Source organism: Stanieria cyanosphaera PCC 7437, from assembly GCF_000317575.1.
Classification (GTDB): Bacteria; Cyanobacteriota; Cyanobacteriia; order Cyanobacteriales; family Xenococcaceae; genus Stanieria; species Stanieria cyanosphaera.
On sequence record NC_019748.1, the window covers coordinates 3,849,500 to 3,867,659 of the forward strand.

An 18,160-nucleotide genomic window follows, 5' to 3' on the forward strand; every position below is an offset into this window, starting at 1 on the left:
ATTAACCGCTTGAATATAAAGATTTTTTTCCAGAAGAGTTACTAAAATTAAAACTTTTTTAACTGCTCTTGCACTTCTATCCACCACATAACATCTGTATGCTGATGACTAATTTATCAAGAGAAAATTTAGGTGCAAATCCTAGCTTAGAACCACATATAGAAATAGAAGAAGCATTATTGCTTGCTGATAGTTTAGTATTTGCAAAAATTGGTAGACATTTAACTACCCTTCAAGCAGCTATCTTTCGAGGAGCTTGGTTAAGTCAAAAATATGAGCAAGTTGCTCAAGAAAATTTCTGTTCTGATATTCATGTCAAAAGAGTTGGTGCAGAGTTATGGGAATTGTTATCTTTAGGCTTGGAAGAAAGAGTCAGTAAAAAAACTTTTCGGGCTGCTTTAGAACGTCGTTGTCAATTACAATCGCCAAAAAAAATCTTATCGGTCGTTAAAGAACAAAAAGTAACTAATAATTCTGGTAATGTCATTGAATTTCCGAGTGGTTCAGTCTCGCTTCATTCTGCTTTATATATCGAGCGTACTCCTGTAGAAACAAGGACTTATGCTGAAATTGAACAACCAGGCAGTTTAATTCGCATCAAAGCTCCTCATCAAATGGGTAAAACTTCTTTAATGCTGAGAATTCTTGCCCATGCCCAAGAGATAGGAATAAAAACTGTTACTTTAAACCTTCAGCAAGCAGACCGCAAAGTATTTAGTTGTTTGGATAAGTTTTTACGCTGGTTATGCACTAATATCACGCGTCAATTACAATTAGAGCCAAAATTGACTGATTATTGGGATGAAGATCTTGGTAGTAAGGTTAGCTGTACTGCTTATTTGCAAGGCTATTTATTATCGAAAATAGATAATCCTTTAGTGCTGGCATTGGATGAAGTTAATCGAATTTTTGAATATCCTGAAATTGCTAGTGAATTTTTAGCTTTACTTCGTTCTTGGCATGAAGAAGCCAAAGTGATTAATGTCTGGCAGAAGTTACGCTTAATAGTGGTTCATTCCACAGAGGTTTATATTCCTTTAAATATTAATCAATCTCCTTTTAATATTGGCTTGCCAATTGAGTTAACTAACTTTACTAAACAACAGGTACAAGATTTAGCCAAACGTCATCAACTTAATTGGCATGGAGATTCTGAAGTCGAGCAATTGATGGCAATGCTTGATGGACATCCCTATTTAGTTAGAGTTGCGCTTTATCATCTGAGTCGTGGAGAAATTAGCTTACCACAAATGCTAGCAGAAGCTCCTTCTCTCAAAGGTATCTATAGCAATCATCTCCGCCGTCATTTAGTAACTTTACAACAGCACTCTGAACTAAGACTGGCACTGCAACAAGTAATTGAGTCTCAAGAAAGTATCAGATTAAAAGCGACGACAGCTTACAAGTTAGAAAGTATGGGTTTAGTAAAGCTCAAACAAGACTGCGTGACGGTGAGTTGTCAGTTGTATCGGCTTTATTTTCGTTCCCAGCAATGGGAAAACTGTTACCAGTAGAGACGTAACAGGTTACTTCTCTACACCAGTTATCGGTTACTTTTGATTTTTGACTTTTTAAAGATGAACAATTACCACTATCAAGTAGGCGGTTGTCTTACCAGTAATGCTTCTTGTTATGCGATTCGTCAAGCAGACAGAGAATTATATCGAGCTTTAATTAGGGGTCAGTTTTGTTATGTGCTGAACTCTCGGCAGATGGGCAAGTCTAGCTTGCGGGTACAAACTATGTATCGGCTGCAAAGAAAGGGAATGATTTGTGCAGCCATTGATATGACGAGAATTGGCAGTAATAACTTGACTCCGCAACAGTGGTATAAGGGAGTAGTTTTTGAGTTGTTAAGGTGTTTTAATCTTTTAAATAAGGTTAATTTTAAAGCCTGGTGGCAAGAAAAAGAGCATTTGTCTAATAATCAGCGCTTGGTCGAGTTTATTGAAGAAATTATTTTATTTGAGCTTAACGCAGCCAAAATTTTTATTTTTATTGATGAAATTGATAGTGTTTTGGGTTTAAATTTTCCTGTAGATGATTTTTTTGCTTTAATTCGCTATTGTTACAATCAACGAGCAGAAAATCCCAATTATGAGCGTCTTGTCTTTGCTTTATTTGGGGTAGCAACTCCATCAGACTTGATTCAAAACCGCGATCGCACTCCGTTTAATATCGGTCAGGCAATTGAATTACAAGGCTTTCAAATCAATGAAGTTGAGCCGTTAGTAGAGGGTTTAACAGCAACAGTTAGCAATCCCCAAGCAGTGATCAAGGAAATTTTGGTTTGGACTTCGGGACAACCTTTTTTGACACAAAAGCTTTGCGATTTAGTCAGGAAATCTAGTCAAGAAGCGATCAACCAGATTGTGAATATTCCGCCTGGTACGGAAGCATTTTGGATTGAACAGTTAGTTGAAAAACAAATTATTAATAATTGGGAAACACAAGACGAACCAGAACATTTGCGAACAATCCGCGATCGCATCCTTAATAATGAAGAAAAAGCAGGAAGGTTATTAGGTATTTATCAACAAATTCTTCAGGGTGAGACGGTAACCGCAGATGAGAGTCGAGCAAAAATTGAATTATTACTTAGTGGTTTAGTTGTTAAACAAAATGGTAATTTAGTAGTCCGCAATCGGATCTATCAACAGGTTTTCGATCTTGATTGGGTAGATCGAGAGTTATCTGCTTTACGTCCCTATTCCGAGAGTTTTAACATTTGGATTCAGTCTAATTGCCAGGATGAATCGCGTTTATTAAGAGGAAAAGCTTTAATTGATGCTAAAACTTGGTCACAAGGCAAAAGTTTGAGTGACTGGGATTATAAGTTTTTAGCTGCTAGTCAAGAATTAGAACAAAAAGCAGAACGAGAAGCTACTCAAATTTTAACTGAAGCGAATCGAACTCTCGAACAAGCGCAACAACAAGCGAAAAGAACGATTAAAAAAGGATTAGTAGTATTAGGTACTATTTCTACTGTTGCCACAGGACTGTTATTATTATCGGGATTTTTATGGTTACAAATAGAAACTCGTCGTAAGTCCCTTGTTTTGGAAGAAATTAGTAATCTTAGTATCTCTTCTGAATTACAGTTTGCTTCCGAACAGAAATTTGATGCCTTACTTACTGCCTTAAAAGCTAGTCATCAACTCAAACAAGCTGATTGGGCAAAAAATAATCCTCAAATTAAACAACAAGTTACGACTGCCCTGCAACAAGCAGTTTACTGGATTTCTGAAAAAAATACTTTGGTTGGACACAGCGATCGCATTTGGAGTGTAGCATGGTCACCTGATGGTCAAATTATAGCTTCTCCTAGCGAAGATGAAACTGTTAGACTATGGCGCAGAGATGGTAAATTACTTAACATTTTAACTGCTCATCACGATAAGATATCAGGAGCGAGTTTTAGTCCTGATGGTAAGTTTTTGGCTACTTCTAGCGAAGACGGAACTGCCAAACTTTGGACTCGTGACGGTCAATTAATTAAAACTCTAACTGGACATAAAGGACGTTTGTGGGGTGTCGCTTTTAGTCCTGATAGTAAGACTTTAGCTACTGCTAGTGATGATTTTACTATTAAATTATGGACTCTTGAGGGTACAGAAATTCGTACTCTGACTGGACACACTAACGAAGTCAGAAATGTTACTTTCAGTCCCGATGGTAAGACTTTAGCTACTGCTAGTGAAGATAGTACCGTTAAATTATGGCACAGAAATGGTAAATTACTTCATACTTTGATTGGGCATAGCGATCGCGTTTTAAATGTTAAATTTAGTCCCGATAATCAATTGATCGCTACTTCTAGTGGCGATAAAACCATCAAACTTTGGAACAGAAATGGTAAATTACTTCGTACTTTTGTTGGTCATGGAGATGAAGTTAATGCCGTAGCTTTCAGTAAAGAGGGTCAAACCCTTGCCTCGGGGAGTGAAGATGGTACGGTTAAACTCTGGACTCTCGAAGGTATGCTAATTCATACAATTACAGGACATCAAGGAAGAGTTTGGGGAGTTAGTTTTAGTCCTGACGGTCAAATTTTGGCTACTTCTAGCGATGATGGCACAATTAAACTTTGGCAGTGGAATTTTGAACTAACTAAAATCTTGACTGGTCATCAAAATCTTGTTCATACTGTGAGTGTGCGTCCTCAAGGTGATGTAATAGCCACTACTAGCGCAGATAAAACTATCAAACTCTGGAATTTAGCAGGAAAAGAATTAAAAACTCTTTCTGGAGATCACTCTCCTATCTGGGGAGTTGCTTGGTCGCCTGATGGTCAAGTTCTTGTTACTGGTTGTGAACGAGGTATTATTAAACTGTGGGATTTTAACACTAAACAAAATATCCTTACCTGGAAAGGACATCCTCATAAAGTAGCTAGTATTAGTTTTAGTCCTGATGGTCAAAAGATTGCTACTGCTTCCGAAGATGGCACTGTTAAACTTTGGAATCTTCAAGGTCATGAGTTAGCCACTCTTAAAGGACATGACGAAAAAGTAACCAGTGTAAGTTGGTCGCCTGATGGTCAGATTATTGCTGCTGGTAGTGAAAATAAAACGATTAAATTTTGGAATTTAGCAGGTCAAGAATTAGCTACTTTAACTGGTCATAATAGTTCTGTTTTAAGTGTGGCATGGTCACCCGATGGTAAAATGCTGGCTTCTGCTAGTGCCGATAAAACTGTTAAACTTTGGAATCGCCAAGGTGAAGAATTAAAAACTTTTCAAGGTCATCAAGGTCATGTTTGGAGTGTGGCATGGTCACCCGATGGTAAAATGCTAGCTTCTGCTAGTGCTGATAAAACTGTTAAACTCTGGAATCGCCAAGGTAAGCAATTAGCTACTTTTACTGGTTATAATCCTGCCAAACTATTTAGTATTAATTTTACTCCAGACGGTCAAAAGATAGTTGCTGCTAGTGAAGATCATACTGCGATCGCGTGGGATTTAAAAGCGACCAATAATTTAAATGATTTAGAACAAAAAGGCTGTGATTGGATTCAAGATTATCTGGAAAATAATCCTAATTTAAAAACAAGTGATCGGTATATTTGTAATGATATTTAGAACAGTTTTTTGTTCAAATTGAAAATAGTCAAAGCGATCGATAGAAAGGGAATTAAAATTAAATAAGAATGCGTTTTTTTTGCTACAAACTAAATCCTGTTTAGATATAACACTTATAAGCAAGATCAAGGCAGAAGGCAAAAGGATTTAAGCCTGTTTAAAAGTCATAATTTGACCTAATCCAACGGCTAAAGCACGTTGGATTCAAGGCTCAAACAGAGATAGCTGTCTGAGACAGGCTTACATCTCCTAACCTCAGAGTTGAAGTCCCAACTCTTAAAATATTAACCGAGCTATTAGAATCACGTCCGTGTTCTGTCGAGCAACCAGGACAGAGCCAATATCTAGTATCTAACGGCAATTCACCTAAAATGTAGTCGCAAACCGAACAAGTTTTAGTGCTTGGATACCACTGATCGATATAGCTAACAATTTTCCCTTTTTTGTCGGCTACAAATTCTAGTATTTTGAGAAATTCACCCAAGGCCAGATCATTTATTTTTCTTCCCCATAACCGCTGCATCCGTTTAAGATTGAGAGTTTCAAAATAAAGATAATCAAATTTATCTGTTAATTCATGAGCTAACTTCCAAAACCAATCTGTGCGTCGATTGACTATTTTTTCGTGAACTCTAACTAAGTTTTTTCTTGCTTTTTCTCTGTTGTTAGGCTCTTGAAGTTATGTCCGATCATGTCCACGCTTTTCTAAATTGTCCTCCAACAATTGCTCCATACCAAGTCATGCACAAAGTTAAAGGATATACTGCTAAATATTTGAGAGAAGAATTTTCTGAACTATTGAAACTTCCTTCTCTCTGGACTAGAAGCTATTTTTGTTCTACTGCTGGCAATGTCTCATCTGAAACTATCAAAAAATATATTGCCCAACAAAAAACTCGTGGCTAGTCGATATTTTCATCCCACGGAGTCGCGCGCGTGGGCTTTCCTCTGTTGTAAATCGGATTTGGTATCACACAAACAGACGACTAATGACTCAAATAAGCTTATTAATTAAGTTAATTTTTGCGAGAGGTTCACTCACTTTGTTCGCGATCGCAACTAGTTTAATAATTATTATTTCAACACAATTAAATGTAACCGCAACCTTTCCGCCAGAATCTCAATCTTTTGCTCAAAACCAATTACCACCATTAAAAACTCATCCTTTACCTTCTGTTTTAGCAAGTTGGGAAGATCGAGAGCATCAAGGAGATTATTTCAAACAAATCAAAACTACACCTTTAGGATATTTAATTTGGTCAGAATTCCCCATCAAAGTTTTTCTAGAAAAACCTCTTAGAAATCAACATCATACTGCTGATCAAATTCGTTTTGCTCAATGGGTAGAAGCTGTGAGAAAAGCCATTGCAGAATGGAATCTTTATCTTCCTTTATGGGAAGTAGAAAATCCTCAACTAGCAGATATTATCATAAAGCGATCGCAAACAAACAGAGAATTTAAATTAAATCAAGCTACAGGACAATATAATATTCCTCGTGCTAGTACTGCCCAAACTAACTACGAATTTTACTTAAAACCAGCAAATCCAGCTATTGTATCTCATCGTATGACAATTGAAATTAGTCCCAATCTAAGTCAATTATCCACCTTAGCAGCAACTCGTCATGAATTAGGTCATGCTTTAGGAATTTGGGGACATAGCAATCAAGAAACCGACGCATTATATTTTTCTCAAGTCAGAAACTATACTGGCATTTCTGCAAGAGATCTCAACACTTTAAAAAAAATTTATCAACAACCAACAAAATTGGGCTGGTCAATCATTTTAAACCCACAATCTTAACTATTTAAAATCAACCAAATGTAAATTATAAGGATTTTCTCCAATTGCATGGATAAATTCAGGGCTTAAAAAATGTTGATATTTTTCCTCGTTAGTAAGATGAGTTTTAAAAAAGATTAAACTTAACGCCCGATGATAAGCTTCTGCTACCTTTCTTATTTTAATTGCTGATTTGTCTTGCTGTTTGGAACGGGTGATATAAGTGTGAGGCATTCCTGTCGCAATAACTAAATATTGATTAGTTGTTTTTAACTTACTGAAAGATGGAAGTTGTTCTAATAATAAAGGTGTAATAATATCTTGATCGCTTGCTTCCCACAGCACAGGAATATTAATTTGCTTCATTTGAGCTTTACCAAACAAACTATTACTAAAAGGTACAAATAAATAAACTGCTTTGACACGTTTATCTCTTAAAGAAACTTGTTTTCTTGACAGTTCTAAAGCACGACATTGATACAGTAGAGAGATATTAAGCAAGTTAGTTGACGAACTACAATTTTTGGTTAATTGTTCAAAATTAATTTCTGCTCCAGCTAAAGATAAAGCAGTTGCACCACCAAAAGAATATCCAAAAATTCCTACCTGTTTTAAATTAAGTAAATGATTGAATTGGAACTGATTACTTCGCTCTAATTGATCCAAAATAAAACTAATATCTAAAGGTCGGTTAATAAATTCAGCAGCATCAAAATTTTCTCGATATAATCCTTGGAAAAAAGCTAATTGTCTTTCGCGATCGCTTCCTGGATGATCGGGTATAATTACTGCAAAACCATAAGATGTTAAATGTTGAGCTAATTCTTCAAATCGATCTCTTCTCGCTCCTAAACCGTTAGAAATAATAATTACAGGAATTGAAGTTGAAGTTAGTTTGGGTAAATATAAATCTAAGGTAATTGAACGATTTCTTTGCCGATCTTCTAAATAAATAGTTTGCTGTTCAACTTTAAATTTACCTGCTTTCTTTAACTGATAAATTTGATTAGTTTGATGAGCATCTTCTCTAATATTTGTTTCGTCGAGATGAGCCACGAATTGTTCCGTTTGTTGTAGGAGATGATTAACTTGTTTAGCTAGTTTGATCAGTTTAACTAAATTGATTTCGATATCAGTAGGCAAATGATTTAATAATGCGATCGGTGTAATACCTTCTGGATTAGCAGCAGCAAGAATTACGGCAGAACGAAGACTATAAAAACCATTTTCTTTTTGAGGAGTTTGAATTATTTCTCCTAAATTTTGTAGTAATTTAGTTCCGACAGAAGTATAAGCTAAACGAGCAACTGTGACTGGTTTTACTTCATATTTTGCTTGTAAAAAGTTTTGAATTTTTTGTTTTTGTTCAGGTTTGATTTTAGTGAGGAAGAAGTTTAATTCTGGTTCGACTTTACCCGATCGCGCAAAAGTTTCTAAGCTTTTTACTGATAAAGAGAATTTTAGTAATCCCCACGATAAAGTGATCTTTTCTGCTGCTATTGTGGGGGTAGCTGTGAAAAAGTTAAAGGCAATTCCTGGAATTAAAAATAATAAACTAAATAGATAAAATTTCTTTAAGACAGACCAGAATTGGTTTTGTCTATTTTTCAGCATAGATATTTAATCAATAAGTTCAGGAAATTCTATTTTAAGGGATGAATTGTTACACAGCTAAAAATATTGATAAGTAAAATTTGTGTTAAAGCTGTGATTGTATTAAAAATTTATGTCTAAATCTAAATAAAACCTTAAAATTATTATTGAGAATGAAGTTTTTTAATTACGTATTTACGCCATTTCAATAACGTGGTAAATTAGGATAGTTCAAAATCCAAAACCTCATGATATATTGGGTTTTTGTATTAAATTTTTGAAACTTTATATTTTTTTACATTCTTAAACGCAGTCAAATCAAGCTTTCCTAAATTATTAAAAAATTTTGTGTAACATTTCTTGATTATGGCTTATTGACTAAGTATTTATCTAGGCTTGACAAAAAATCTTTTTCTGTTCAATAGCCATCAAATCGATGGAAGCAGAAGGCAGAAGAAAAGAATTAAGGATAGAAAGTTATCACAAATAATTGAAAGATTTAATCTAACTTCAATCAACAATCGACAATTAACTATCAACAAAAACCATCTTTTTTGCTCTCAAATCATTAAGGCTAAAACTTCTATAAATTATATTTTTGCCTTTTATTCGTTACTAAAGAAATAAATCCTGCTTGTTTTCTATATTTGTCCCAAACTGGTTCTGATAAAGCCAATTCCAAAAACTTACGTGGATAAAGATTGATCGCTTTCTCTAAACAATAAATTGCCCAATTATTATTCCAACGAGTATTTTTTAATAAAGAATAACATTCACCTTGATGATACCAAGCCCAATCAAATTCGGGGTCGATTTCCACTGCTCGACTAAAACAAGCGATCGCGTCTTGCCAAAGTTTCAATTGTTGAAAAATAAGGCCTTTTTGATACCAAGTCCAACGGTCTTGAGGTTTAAGTTCTAAAGCTTGCTCATAACTAGCCAAAGCTTCATCTAACTTACCCCACAGTTGTAAAGCTTCACCACGACGATAATAAGCCCAAAAATCGTGGGGGCGTAACTCTAAAGCACGGTTGTAAAATGCTACTGAACGTTCGTATTGAGCCAGTTTACACCAAGCCTCTGCTAATCGATAAACCGACCAATAATCTTGAGGATGAACAATTAACGCTTGTTCAAAAGCTGCGATCGCTTTTTCGTACTCTGCCAATTGTTCTAAATAAAGACAACCACAATCGTACCAAGCCCAATAGTTGTAAGAATTTAATTCGGTTGCCCGTTGATAATCAGCTACAGCTTCAGCATAACGACCCATTTCTTCCAAGACGGAAGCTTTACGATAAGTAGCCCAATAATCATGAGGATGATATTCTAAAGCTTTTTCATAGCAAAATAAAGCTTCTTGATAACAATGCTTTTCTCGTAAAACATTACCTTGTTTGTACCATGCCTGATAGGTATCAGGACGACATTCTAGAGTTTTGTAGATCATTTTCGCGCTCTAATTAATTCCCTATTATGAATTATCAGATAAATTCCTAGATTCTGCGCTTGAAGATTAGTGTTTTAGTTACTTATGTTACCTTCAGAACTCTTAATTTACCGTCAAAATGGGGAAACAGTAGTCCCCAAAAAATTAGCAATTGATGACAGAACTTGTGGATTAGCCACAGAACAAATTGATTGTTTTACAGAATGTCTTGGTAAAACCCAAGGAGAACTTAATCAACAATTATTAGAATTAGAAGGAAATAGTCCCGAATATCGAGTTAAACGAGGATTAGCGCAACTTTTACGCAATCATTTCTCTACTTTTGAAATTATTAGTCCGATTGAACCTCAAATCCTCAGACAAAAAGTATTTGCTCAAGCAGCCAAAAATCATCCCATTCCCCGCCAACGTAACCAAACCTTGGAAGCGATCGCACATCATTTAAGTCAGGAATTAAAACGAAGAGTTACCCTTGAAGAAATTGAAACGGGTTTATATGCTGATTTGCAAGAAAATCGGATCTTAACCCAATTCGATCCACCTATTCCCGAAGCCTTAATTCATCGCTACAATTTAGCTCAAGTGCAAGGGATATTTTATCGCGCCAGTAACATTGTGATTAATGCTCATCGCAACGATCCAGGAGAATATAAACTGCTGTTTCGCTATCTCAAATTGTTTCAGTTGATGGCATATATTGAAGGAGATGCCGATACTGGTTTTACTATAACGATTGATGGCCCCGCTAGTTTATTCAAAGCTAGTACTCGTTATGGATTAGCTCTCGCCAAAATGATACCTGCTTTACTCCACGTCAGTAAATGGAGTTTGCAAGCAAAGCTACAACAACGCGATCCTTATTCAGGTAATACTAGAACAGGCAGATTTAGTTTAAATAGCGATCGCGATCAATTAGTTACCCATTATCCTCCTGGTAAACCCTACGACAGTATGTTAGAGACTTCTTTTGCCAACAGTTGGGCAAAAATGAAAACTGAATGGAGACTAGAAAGGGAAGTAGATTTAGTTCCTTTGCCTGGTAGCGTAATGATTCCTGATTTTCGTTTAGTTCATCCTGATGGTAGAGATTTTTTATTAGAAATAGTTGGTTATTGGCGACCAGAATATTTAAAGAAAAAGTTTTTTCAAGTTCGTCGTGCTGATGCTAATAATTTGATTTTAGCTGTTTCTGAAAGATTGAATTTGGAAAAAGCAGGAGTTAAATTTACTGAATTACCAAATCGATTAATTTGGTTTAAAGATAAGTTATCTCCTAAAGTTGTTTTAGAAATATTGGAGTAAAAAATATAGCGGTTTTCAGATTAATGAGATATATTCAAGACCCTGGTTGAGCGTTAATTGTTAATAGTTGATTGTTAATTGTTTGTCCACAGATGAACACAGATGGAGTTGTTGGTTGGTATGATTTTTTTGTTGATTATTGATGGTTAATTGAAAACTGATAACTGATAACTGGTAACTGAAATGAACGTTTTCCCTATCGAAGAATCTGAATCAATCATTCTTGCAAGTCAGGTTGAAAAATGGTATGACAATAACTTTCACGTGCTGCGAGGAGTCAGTCTGGAAGTTAAAAAGCAAGAAGTAGTAGTGATTATGGGCCCTTCCGGTTCGGGAAAATCAACCTTTATTCGCACCTTTAACGCTCTTGAAACTTATCAAAAAGGTAGTATTATTATTGATGGCATCAAACTTTCCCACGACCTTAAAAATATTGAAGCAATTCGTCGTGAAGTGGGAATGGTATTTCAACAATTTAATCTCTTTCCTCATTTAACCGTCCTGCAAAACGTTACTCTTGCACCAGTTTGGGTACGAAGACGGTCAAAATCTCAAGCCGAAGAAATCGGGATGCAACTACTAGAAAAAGTAGGAATTCTCGAACAAGCACACAAATATCCAGGTCAACTTTCTGGAGGACAACAACAACGTGTTGCGATCGCTCGTGCTTTAGCTATGCAACCTAAAATTATGTTATTTGATGAACCTACTTCGGCACTCGATCCCGAAATGGTTAGGGAAGTATTAGATACGATGCGTAGTTTAGCAAGTTCGGGAATGACGATGGTTTGTGTAACTCATGAAGTAGGATTTGCCAGAGAAGTAGCAGATCGAGTAGTGTTTATGGACGAAGGATTCATTGTTGAGATTGCTACACCCGAAGAATTTTTCAATCATCCTCAACAAGAACGCACTCAAAAGTTTTTAGCTCAGATTCTTTAAACTCAGTAAGCTCAAAGTGCATTTACTTTACTAATATTTTTTCAATCTTTTCTATTCAACAGGACATAATATATATAATTTTTATTTCATGTCATAACCAAATAAATTTGCATCCACTTCTGTTAGACAAATATCTCCTAAACCATATTCAACCCAACGTCTTTCTACCATTGCAGCGACATCAGGATCAGATTCTAAAGGTTCGCCCCATTCGTGATTAGTTTCAGGAGGAATTTTGGTGGTTGCATCAATGCCCATTCTGCCTCCTAAACCAATTTTTTCACTAGCAAAATCTAAAGTATCAAATGGTGTTTCAGGAAGAATAAAAACATCACGGACAGGATCGACTTTAGAACTAATTGCCCAAACTACCTGACGAGGATCGCGGATATTAATATTTTTATCCACCACAATCACAAATTTGGTATAAGTAAACTGAGGTAAAGCACTCCAAAACGCTAAAGCTGCCCTTCTAGCTTGACCAGGATAGGCTTTATCAATCGAAATAATGGCTGCTTTATAACTTAAAGCTTCCATCGGTAAAAAGAAATCGGTAATTTCTGAAACTTGCTGACGTAGAATTGGAGTATAAATCCGATTAAGTGCGATCGCCATCATCGCTTCTTCTTTGGGAGGACGACCACTAAAAGTAGTCAGATAAACAGGATTTTTACGATGAGTTAAGCAGTGAAAACGAATCAAAGGAGAATCTTCAACACCACCGTAGTAGCCCATGTGATCGCCAAAAGGACCATCGGGTAAAACTTCTCCAGGGGTAATCGTTCCTTCCAAAACAAATTCAGAATCAGCGGGGACTTCCAAATCAACTGTTTTACATTTAGCCAGTTTTACGCCACTTCCTCCATACAAACCTGCAAATAACCATTCTGATAAATCGACAGGAATAGGTGTAGCTGCTGCCATAATAATCAGAGGATCGACCCCAAGAGCGATCGCAATTTCTAATTTTTTGCCCGCTTCGGCTGCTTTCCTGAGATGTCTCGCCCCTCCTCTAACCGATAACCAATGCACAGTCATAGTATTTTTAGACTGCAATTGAAGACGATACACCCCTACATTAGGTGTTCCTGTTTCACAATCTTTAGTAATTACCAATCCCAGAGTAATAATTTTTCCTGCATCTCCAGCATAAGGACGAATCATTGGGATAGTATTTAAATCTAAATCTGATTCTTCGATTACTACTTGCTGACAAGGAGGAAACCAATCTTTTCCTGGTTTGGCTTTAACCACATCAAAGAGAACTTTACCAAAATCCACTGCTTGGGCAATTTTCTTTGGCGGTTTGGGTTGTTGTAGCATAGCGAGTTTACGCCCCAAATCTTCCAACTCTTCGGGTTGCTGCATATTCATCGCCCAACAGATTCTTTCTACTGTTCCCATCAAATTTACCGCTACGGGAAAAGGCGAACCTTTAACATTTTCAAACAGTAATCCGGGACCCGCTGCTTGTAGCATCCGATTGGAAATTTCTGCTATTTCTAAATCTGGATCGACTAAAGCTTTAATCCGTCGTAGTTGTCCTCTTTCTTCTAACAGTTTGATAAATCCCCGTAAGTCCCTAGCCATGTTAAATCAAGATTGTGTTTAGAATCAAAACCGAGCGTGCAAAAGTTCCACGCACTCGACTTAAGCAATATCACTCCTTCTGGTAGTGTACCTTGTGATGAGAGAATTGGTGTAGCCAAATTAGATTTTTAACCTGATCTTTTCCACCTTTGCACCTGGAAATTAGGTTATATAGCAGTACAAAGAAAGATTAGGACATTATTGTAAATCGTAGGGGCGATTTGCCAATCGCCCTGACAAGATTTGCGTGTCCTAACCTAAATACGTAGTGTTATAGTTATTCGTTTGTAAAATTACAATTTTCGTCTGTCCAAGGTAACGGGCAAGAGGTAAAAAGAAACTCACGTTTTGTAAATTACTTGGCGATTAACTATTATTTTGCTAAGTTGTATCTTGAGAAGTTATAGCAGTACAAAGAAAGATTAGGACATTATTGTAAATCGTAGGGGCGATTGGCAAATCGCCCTGACAAGATTTGTGTGTCCTAACCTAAATACGTAGTGCCATAGTTGAAAGATTAAGTAAGCAAATACCCTTTGGTTCGACCCCCCCTATTGTCGATTGTTTAATTAACCAAAATATACGGGGTTGTTTACGTCATCAGAAATTTCCCAAAAAAAATAAGGTAGACAACAAATGTCCACCTACTATATTTTTGACGCTCCCGTCACTAAAAGTGAGGGATTCCTGGACTCACCATAGCCCGTTCAAGTTTCCTTTACTATTGGTCTTAGGCGGTGATACCTAGTCTTTCAACTAGCTTCTCAGGCGTTAATTTCCGTCCGCCCGACGGTATGTAGTTAATTATAGCACAAGTTCGCTATCATCTCGTCACGCCTAGGTGAGAGTCTTCCCGCTCACGTAGATAAATTAAATTTTCTGACGTTGGTATTAATCTTTGTCTTCAATCACTTTATCAATGATGCCGTATTCTTTTGCTTCTTCAGCAGACATAAAGTAATCGCGGTCAGTATCTTTCTCAATCTTGGCAAGAGGCTGTCCTGTATTATCTGCCATCATTTGATTAAGTTGGTCGCGGATGCGTAAGATTTCTTTAGCTTCAATTTCGATATCTGTAGCTTGACGACGACCTTGAATACCACCAAGAGGTTGGTGGATCATAATCCGAGAATGAGGTAAAGCTAAACGTTTTCCTTTAGTTCCTCCTGCTAATAAAAATGCTCCCATGGAAGCAGCTAAACCAACACAGATTGTCACGACATCAGACTTAATATGTTTCATCGTGTCGTAAATTGCCAAACCTGCTGTTACTGAGCCACCAGGAGAATTAATGTAGAGATAAATTGGTTTACCAGGATCGTCTGAATCAAGATAAAGCATGATGGCAATAATTTGATTGGCTATACCATCGTTAATACCTCTTCCCAGAAAAATAATCCGTTCGCGGTAAAGACGATCATAAATACTAATCCAGTCGCTATAAGGCTGACCGGGCATTTGATAGGGAACTTTAGGAATACCAATGGGCATGAGATTTTTTCTACCTGATAAAGGTTAACAAAATTTAAGTGAGTGCAGAAACAGGAGTTGGTAATTGTTTAGAGCTTTCTAAGACTTTATCAATAATGCCGTAATTCTTAGCTTCTTCAGGAGTCATATAGAACATACGGTCAGTATCTTTGGTAACTTTTTCGACTGTTTGACCAGTATTTTTAGCAAACAATTCCATCATCATGTGCTTGTTGTGTAGCACTTCTTTAGCACGAATTTGAATGTCTGTAGCCTGACCTTGAGCGCCTTGACGAGCTTGATGCAGAATAATAGTAGCGTGAGGTAAACTAGCACGACAACCTTTTGTTCCTGAGGCAAGAATCATCGCAGCAGTTCCCATTGCCTGACCAATACAAATAGTATGTACTGGAGGTTTAATGTAATTCATCGTATCGCAAATCGCAAAGGCTTCAGTTTCAAAACCAATCGATTCGCCACCATACCAAGACGTACCCGTAGAGTTAATATACATATAAATGGGTTTGTCAGGGTCATCAAATTGCAGAAAGAGTAACTGAGCAATAATTAATTCAGTAACATCAATCCCAATTTGGTCTTTGTATTCGTCAGGAGATACTAAAGGCAATCCCAGATAAATAATCCGTTCTTTAAGTAATAAAGAAGGTAAATCTGGTGGTGGAGTTCGATAATAGGCATCTCCTCGATAGGGAGCTTGAACTGCTTGAATTGGTGAATTCATAGTATTTTTTAGTTATTGGTCTCTAGTTATTATTGTCACTTACTCTCTTAACTAGAGAAAAGTAACCAATAAACTTTAATTATGCGCTGAAACAGGGTTAGTAATGTTGATTTTAACGCATCCAACTTGAGTAAGTGAGTAGATTATAATTAACCAATTAAACTAAGTAATTATATATCTTGTAGTTATTTTCTTATTATTGTTGAAATGTTATGGCGAGAAAGATTGCTTTAATTGCCCACGATCGCAAAAAAGATGATATTGTTGCTTTTGTTAGTCGTCATGCTCCTGTGTTGTCACGTTATCATTTAATCGCTACAGGAACAACTGGAGAAAGGATCGAAACTTCAAGTAATTTAAGTATAGAACGAATGGAATCAGGGCCGATTGGAGGAGATACGCAAATTGCTGCTCAAATCGTTGCTGGTGAAGTAGTAGGTGTCATTTTTTTAATCGATCCTCTTTATGCTCAACCCCATGAACCCGATATTCAAGCTTTATTAAGAGTTTGCAATGTTCATAATGTCGCTTTAGCCACTAATTTAGCAACAGCAGAGGCGTTTGTTGCTAGTTTAGCTAATAGTGTTGTTGCTCATCTTATTTATAATCCTGTTTCGGGACAAGGTGATGGTCAACAAGAGTTAGACTTGATTAAAGAGTTGCTTGAACCTCATTTACATTTAGAAGTTCACTTAACTACTCCAGATCTAAGTCCTCAGCAACTGGCTGAAAATGCCCTTACAGACCGACCTGATTTAATTATTGCTTCTGGTGGTGATGGTACAGTTTCTGCTGTGGCAGGTGCGGTTATTGGTACAGATATTCCTTTAGGCGTTATTCCTAGGGGTACAGCTAATGCTTTCGCAATGGCTTTAGGAATTACTCAGCAACTTAATCAAATTAGAAGAGCTTGTGAAATAATCTTAGCAGGATATACCAGAATCATTGATGCTGCTTTTTGTAATGATTTACCTCTGATTTTATTGGCTGGTGTGGGTTACGAAGCTGAAATTATCGAAAAAGCTGACCGAGAGGCTAAAAATCGCTGGGGTTCTTTAGCTTATATCATGGCAGGTTGGCAGCAGTTGAACGAACATATGTTATTTGATGCAGAAATAGAACTTGAAGGCGAAATTAGACAGTTTCAAGCAGGAGCAATTACTGTGGCTAATGTAGCACCTCCTACTTCAGTTTTAGCTCAAGGAATTGGGGAAGTAATTGTTGATGATGGTTTATTAGATGTGACTATTACTACCGCAGCTACTAAATTACAAGCAGTAACAACTATGTTAGGAATGCTTGGCGGTGCTTTAATTAAAACCAATACAGAATTAGAAAACGTAGTGCATCTTAAAGCCAAAAAACTTAGACTTGCAGCACAGCCTCCTCAAAAAGTGGTGCTTGATGGTGAAATTATTGGGACTACTCCTTTAGAGATTAGATGTATTCCTCAAGGATTAAAAGTATTTGTTCCTAAACCAATTTAATGATCTAGCTAATGCGATCTGCTCCGCAGCCAGCGAAGCTGACCGCGATAAAAATCTTATAATTGAGAAATTAATTGATCAGACTCGGTGTGTAAACCAATCCCAAAACCAAATAACTGTATCTTTGTTTAATTATTTGACTTGAAAGCAATAAATATTCACATAAAAGATAATATCTGACTATATTTTAGAAGTTTGAATTAAATACTTATTCTTTTGTACTGAGCATTTTAATAATATGTTTGGCAAGCTGTTCTTTAATTTCTCGATGCCTTGGAATGGGTTGAGATACTTTTGTATTGGGGTTTTGATACCAGTCATGTTTTCCACCATGACGAATCAAGATACAGCCCATTTCTTCAAGACGCTTAATTAAATCTCGTCTTTTCACAATACCTCAAGTTCTGCTACTCTTCTAACATTAGGAATTTGTCCACTTGTTAATTCTTTGTAGAGATCGACTAAATTTTCTTTTAATTCTGCTTCTGTTTCTGCTTGAGTCCAATAATCAGAAAATTCCTCTAGATAACCAAGCCACATTTCTTCGTCTTGCCAATAAACGTATTTTTTACTTTCCATAGCTAAAAACATTTATAAAATGATCTTTCATCACAATCAGGCTTTAAACCTAAATCAAAGATAATGCTAAACTGATCGCGATTTTGAGAATAGCGTAGGTTAATAGAACACAGACGAAATACAATTGCTGAGAATATTAC

At 36.4% G+C, this 18,160-nt stretch carries 13 protein-coding genes and 2 pseudogenes; 7 read left to right on the top strand and 8 right to left on the bottom strand.

The genetic code is table 11. From position 1 onward, the window contains the following. Positions 1 to 104 precede the first annotated feature (104 nt). Positions 105 to 1,514, top strand: a complete 1,410-nt coding sequence (locus STA7437_RS16715) for an AAA-like domain-containing protein (protein WP_015194571.1) — start codon at positions 105 to 107, stop codon at positions 1,512 to 1,514. 63 nt (positions 1,515 to 1,577) lie between these two features. After that, positions 1,578 to 5,081 carry a WD40 domain-containing protein gene (locus STA7437_RS16720; RefSeq protein ID WP_015194572.1) on the top strand — a complete coding sequence of 1,168 codons (3,504 nt, stop codon included), beginning with the start codon at positions 1,578 to 1,580 and terminating at the stop codon, positions 5,079 to 5,081. A 211-nt stretch (positions 5,082 to 5,292) separates the two neighbouring features. Here the strand turns inward: STA7437_RS16720 and STA7437_RS16725 are convergent. Next, positions 5,293 to 5,748, bottom strand: a pseudogene (locus STA7437_RS16725) (RNA-guided endonuclease InsQ/TnpB family protein); the annotation flags it as partial. Positions 5,749 to 5,753: 5 nt separating this feature from the next. Here STA7437_RS16725 and tnpA point away from each other — a divergent pair. Beyond that, positions 5,754 to 5,987, top strand: a pseudogene (gene tnpA / locus STA7437_RS16730) (IS200/IS605 family transposase); the annotation flags it as partial. 83 nt (positions 5,988 to 6,070) lie between these two features. Next, on the top strand, positions 6,071 to 6,886 hold the full coding sequence (locus STA7437_RS16735; RefSeq protein WP_015194573.1) for a peptidase: 816 nt from the start codon (positions 6,071 to 6,073) through the stop codon (positions 6,884 to 6,886). Here STA7437_RS16735 and STA7437_RS16740 read toward each other — a convergent pair whose 3' ends face one another. Beyond that, entirely contained in the window at positions 6,887 to 8,479 is a 1,593-nt protein-coding gene (locus tag STA7437_RS16740) for an alpha/beta hydrolase (protein WP_015194574.1), read from the bottom strand. It lies immediately after the preceding gene. Positions 8,480 to 9,041: 562 nt separating this feature from the next. Further along, positions 9,042 to 9,908, bottom strand: coding sequence for a tetratricopeptide repeat protein (locus tag STA7437_RS16745; RefSeq protein WP_015194575.1), 867 nt, complete (start codon positions 9,906 to 9,908; stop codon positions 9,042 to 9,044). Positions 9,909 to 9,992: 84 nt separating this feature from the next. On the opposite strand from STA7437_RS16745, the gene STA7437_RS16750 reads away from it, so the two are divergent. Next, positions 9,993 to 11,210 carry a DUF790 family protein gene (locus STA7437_RS16750; RefSeq protein ID WP_015194576.1) on the top strand — a complete coding sequence of 406 codons (1,218 nt, stop codon included), beginning with the start codon at positions 9,993 to 9,995 and terminating at the stop codon, positions 11,208 to 11,210. A 183-nt stretch (positions 11,211 to 11,393) separates the two neighbouring features. Beyond that, positions 11,394 to 12,152 carry an amino acid ABC transporter ATP-binding protein gene (locus STA7437_RS16755; protein WP_015194577.1) on the top strand — a complete coding sequence of 253 codons (759 nt, stop codon included), beginning with the start codon at positions 11,394 to 11,396 and terminating at the stop codon, positions 12,150 to 12,152. An 81-nt stretch (positions 12,153 to 12,233) separates the two neighbouring features. Here the strand turns inward: STA7437_RS16755 and STA7437_RS16760 are convergent, their stop codons facing one another. The 3 genes from STA7437_RS16760 to STA7437_RS16770 all read right to left on the bottom strand — a co-directional run bounded on the left by STA7437_RS16760 (position 12,234) and on the right by STA7437_RS16770 (position 15,954). Continuing rightward, complete coding sequence (locus tag STA7437_RS16760; RefSeq protein WP_015194578.1) at positions 12,234 to 13,742, bottom strand: UbiD family decarboxylase; 1,509 nt, start codon at positions 13,740 to 13,742, stop codon at positions 12,234 to 12,236. Positions 13,743 to 14,633: 891 nt separating this feature from the next. Further along, positions 14,634 to 15,233 (bottom strand): ATP-dependent Clp protease proteolytic subunit, encoded by a 600-nt coding sequence (locus tag STA7437_RS16765; protein ID WP_015194579.1) that lies wholly within the window; start codon positions 15,231 to 15,233, stop codon positions 14,634 to 14,636. A 34-nt stretch (positions 15,234 to 15,267) separates the two neighbouring features. Then, positions 15,268 to 15,954, bottom strand: a complete 687-nt coding sequence (locus STA7437_RS16770; protein WP_015194580.1) for an ATP-dependent Clp protease proteolytic subunit — start codon at positions 15,952 to 15,954, stop codon at positions 15,268 to 15,270. Between the two features lie 212 nt (positions 15,955 to 16,166). Between STA7437_RS16770 and mgsA the strand changes: the two genes are divergently transcribed. Next, positions 16,167 to 17,441 (top strand): methylglyoxal synthase, encoded by a 1,275-nt coding sequence (mgsA, locus tag STA7437_RS16775; RefSeq protein WP_015194581.1) that lies wholly within the window; start codon positions 16,167 to 16,169, stop codon positions 17,439 to 17,441. Positions 17,442 to 17,649: 208 nt separating this feature from the next. On the opposite strand, the gene STA7437_RS16780 is transcribed toward mgsA, so the two are convergent. Continuing rightward, positions 17,650 to 17,832, bottom strand: coding sequence for a type II toxin-antitoxin system HicA family toxin (locus tag STA7437_RS16780; RefSeq protein WP_015194582.1), 183 nt, complete (start codon positions 17,830 to 17,832; stop codon positions 17,650 to 17,652). Next, positions 17,829 to 18,032, bottom strand: coding sequence for a hypothetical protein (locus tag STA7437_RS16785; protein ID WP_015194583.1), 204 nt, complete (start codon positions 18,030 to 18,032; stop codon positions 17,829 to 17,831). Before STA7437_RS16785 ends, STA7437_RS16780 begins: the two co-directional genes overlap by 4 nt. Positions 18,033 to 18,160: the final 128 nt, after the last annotated feature.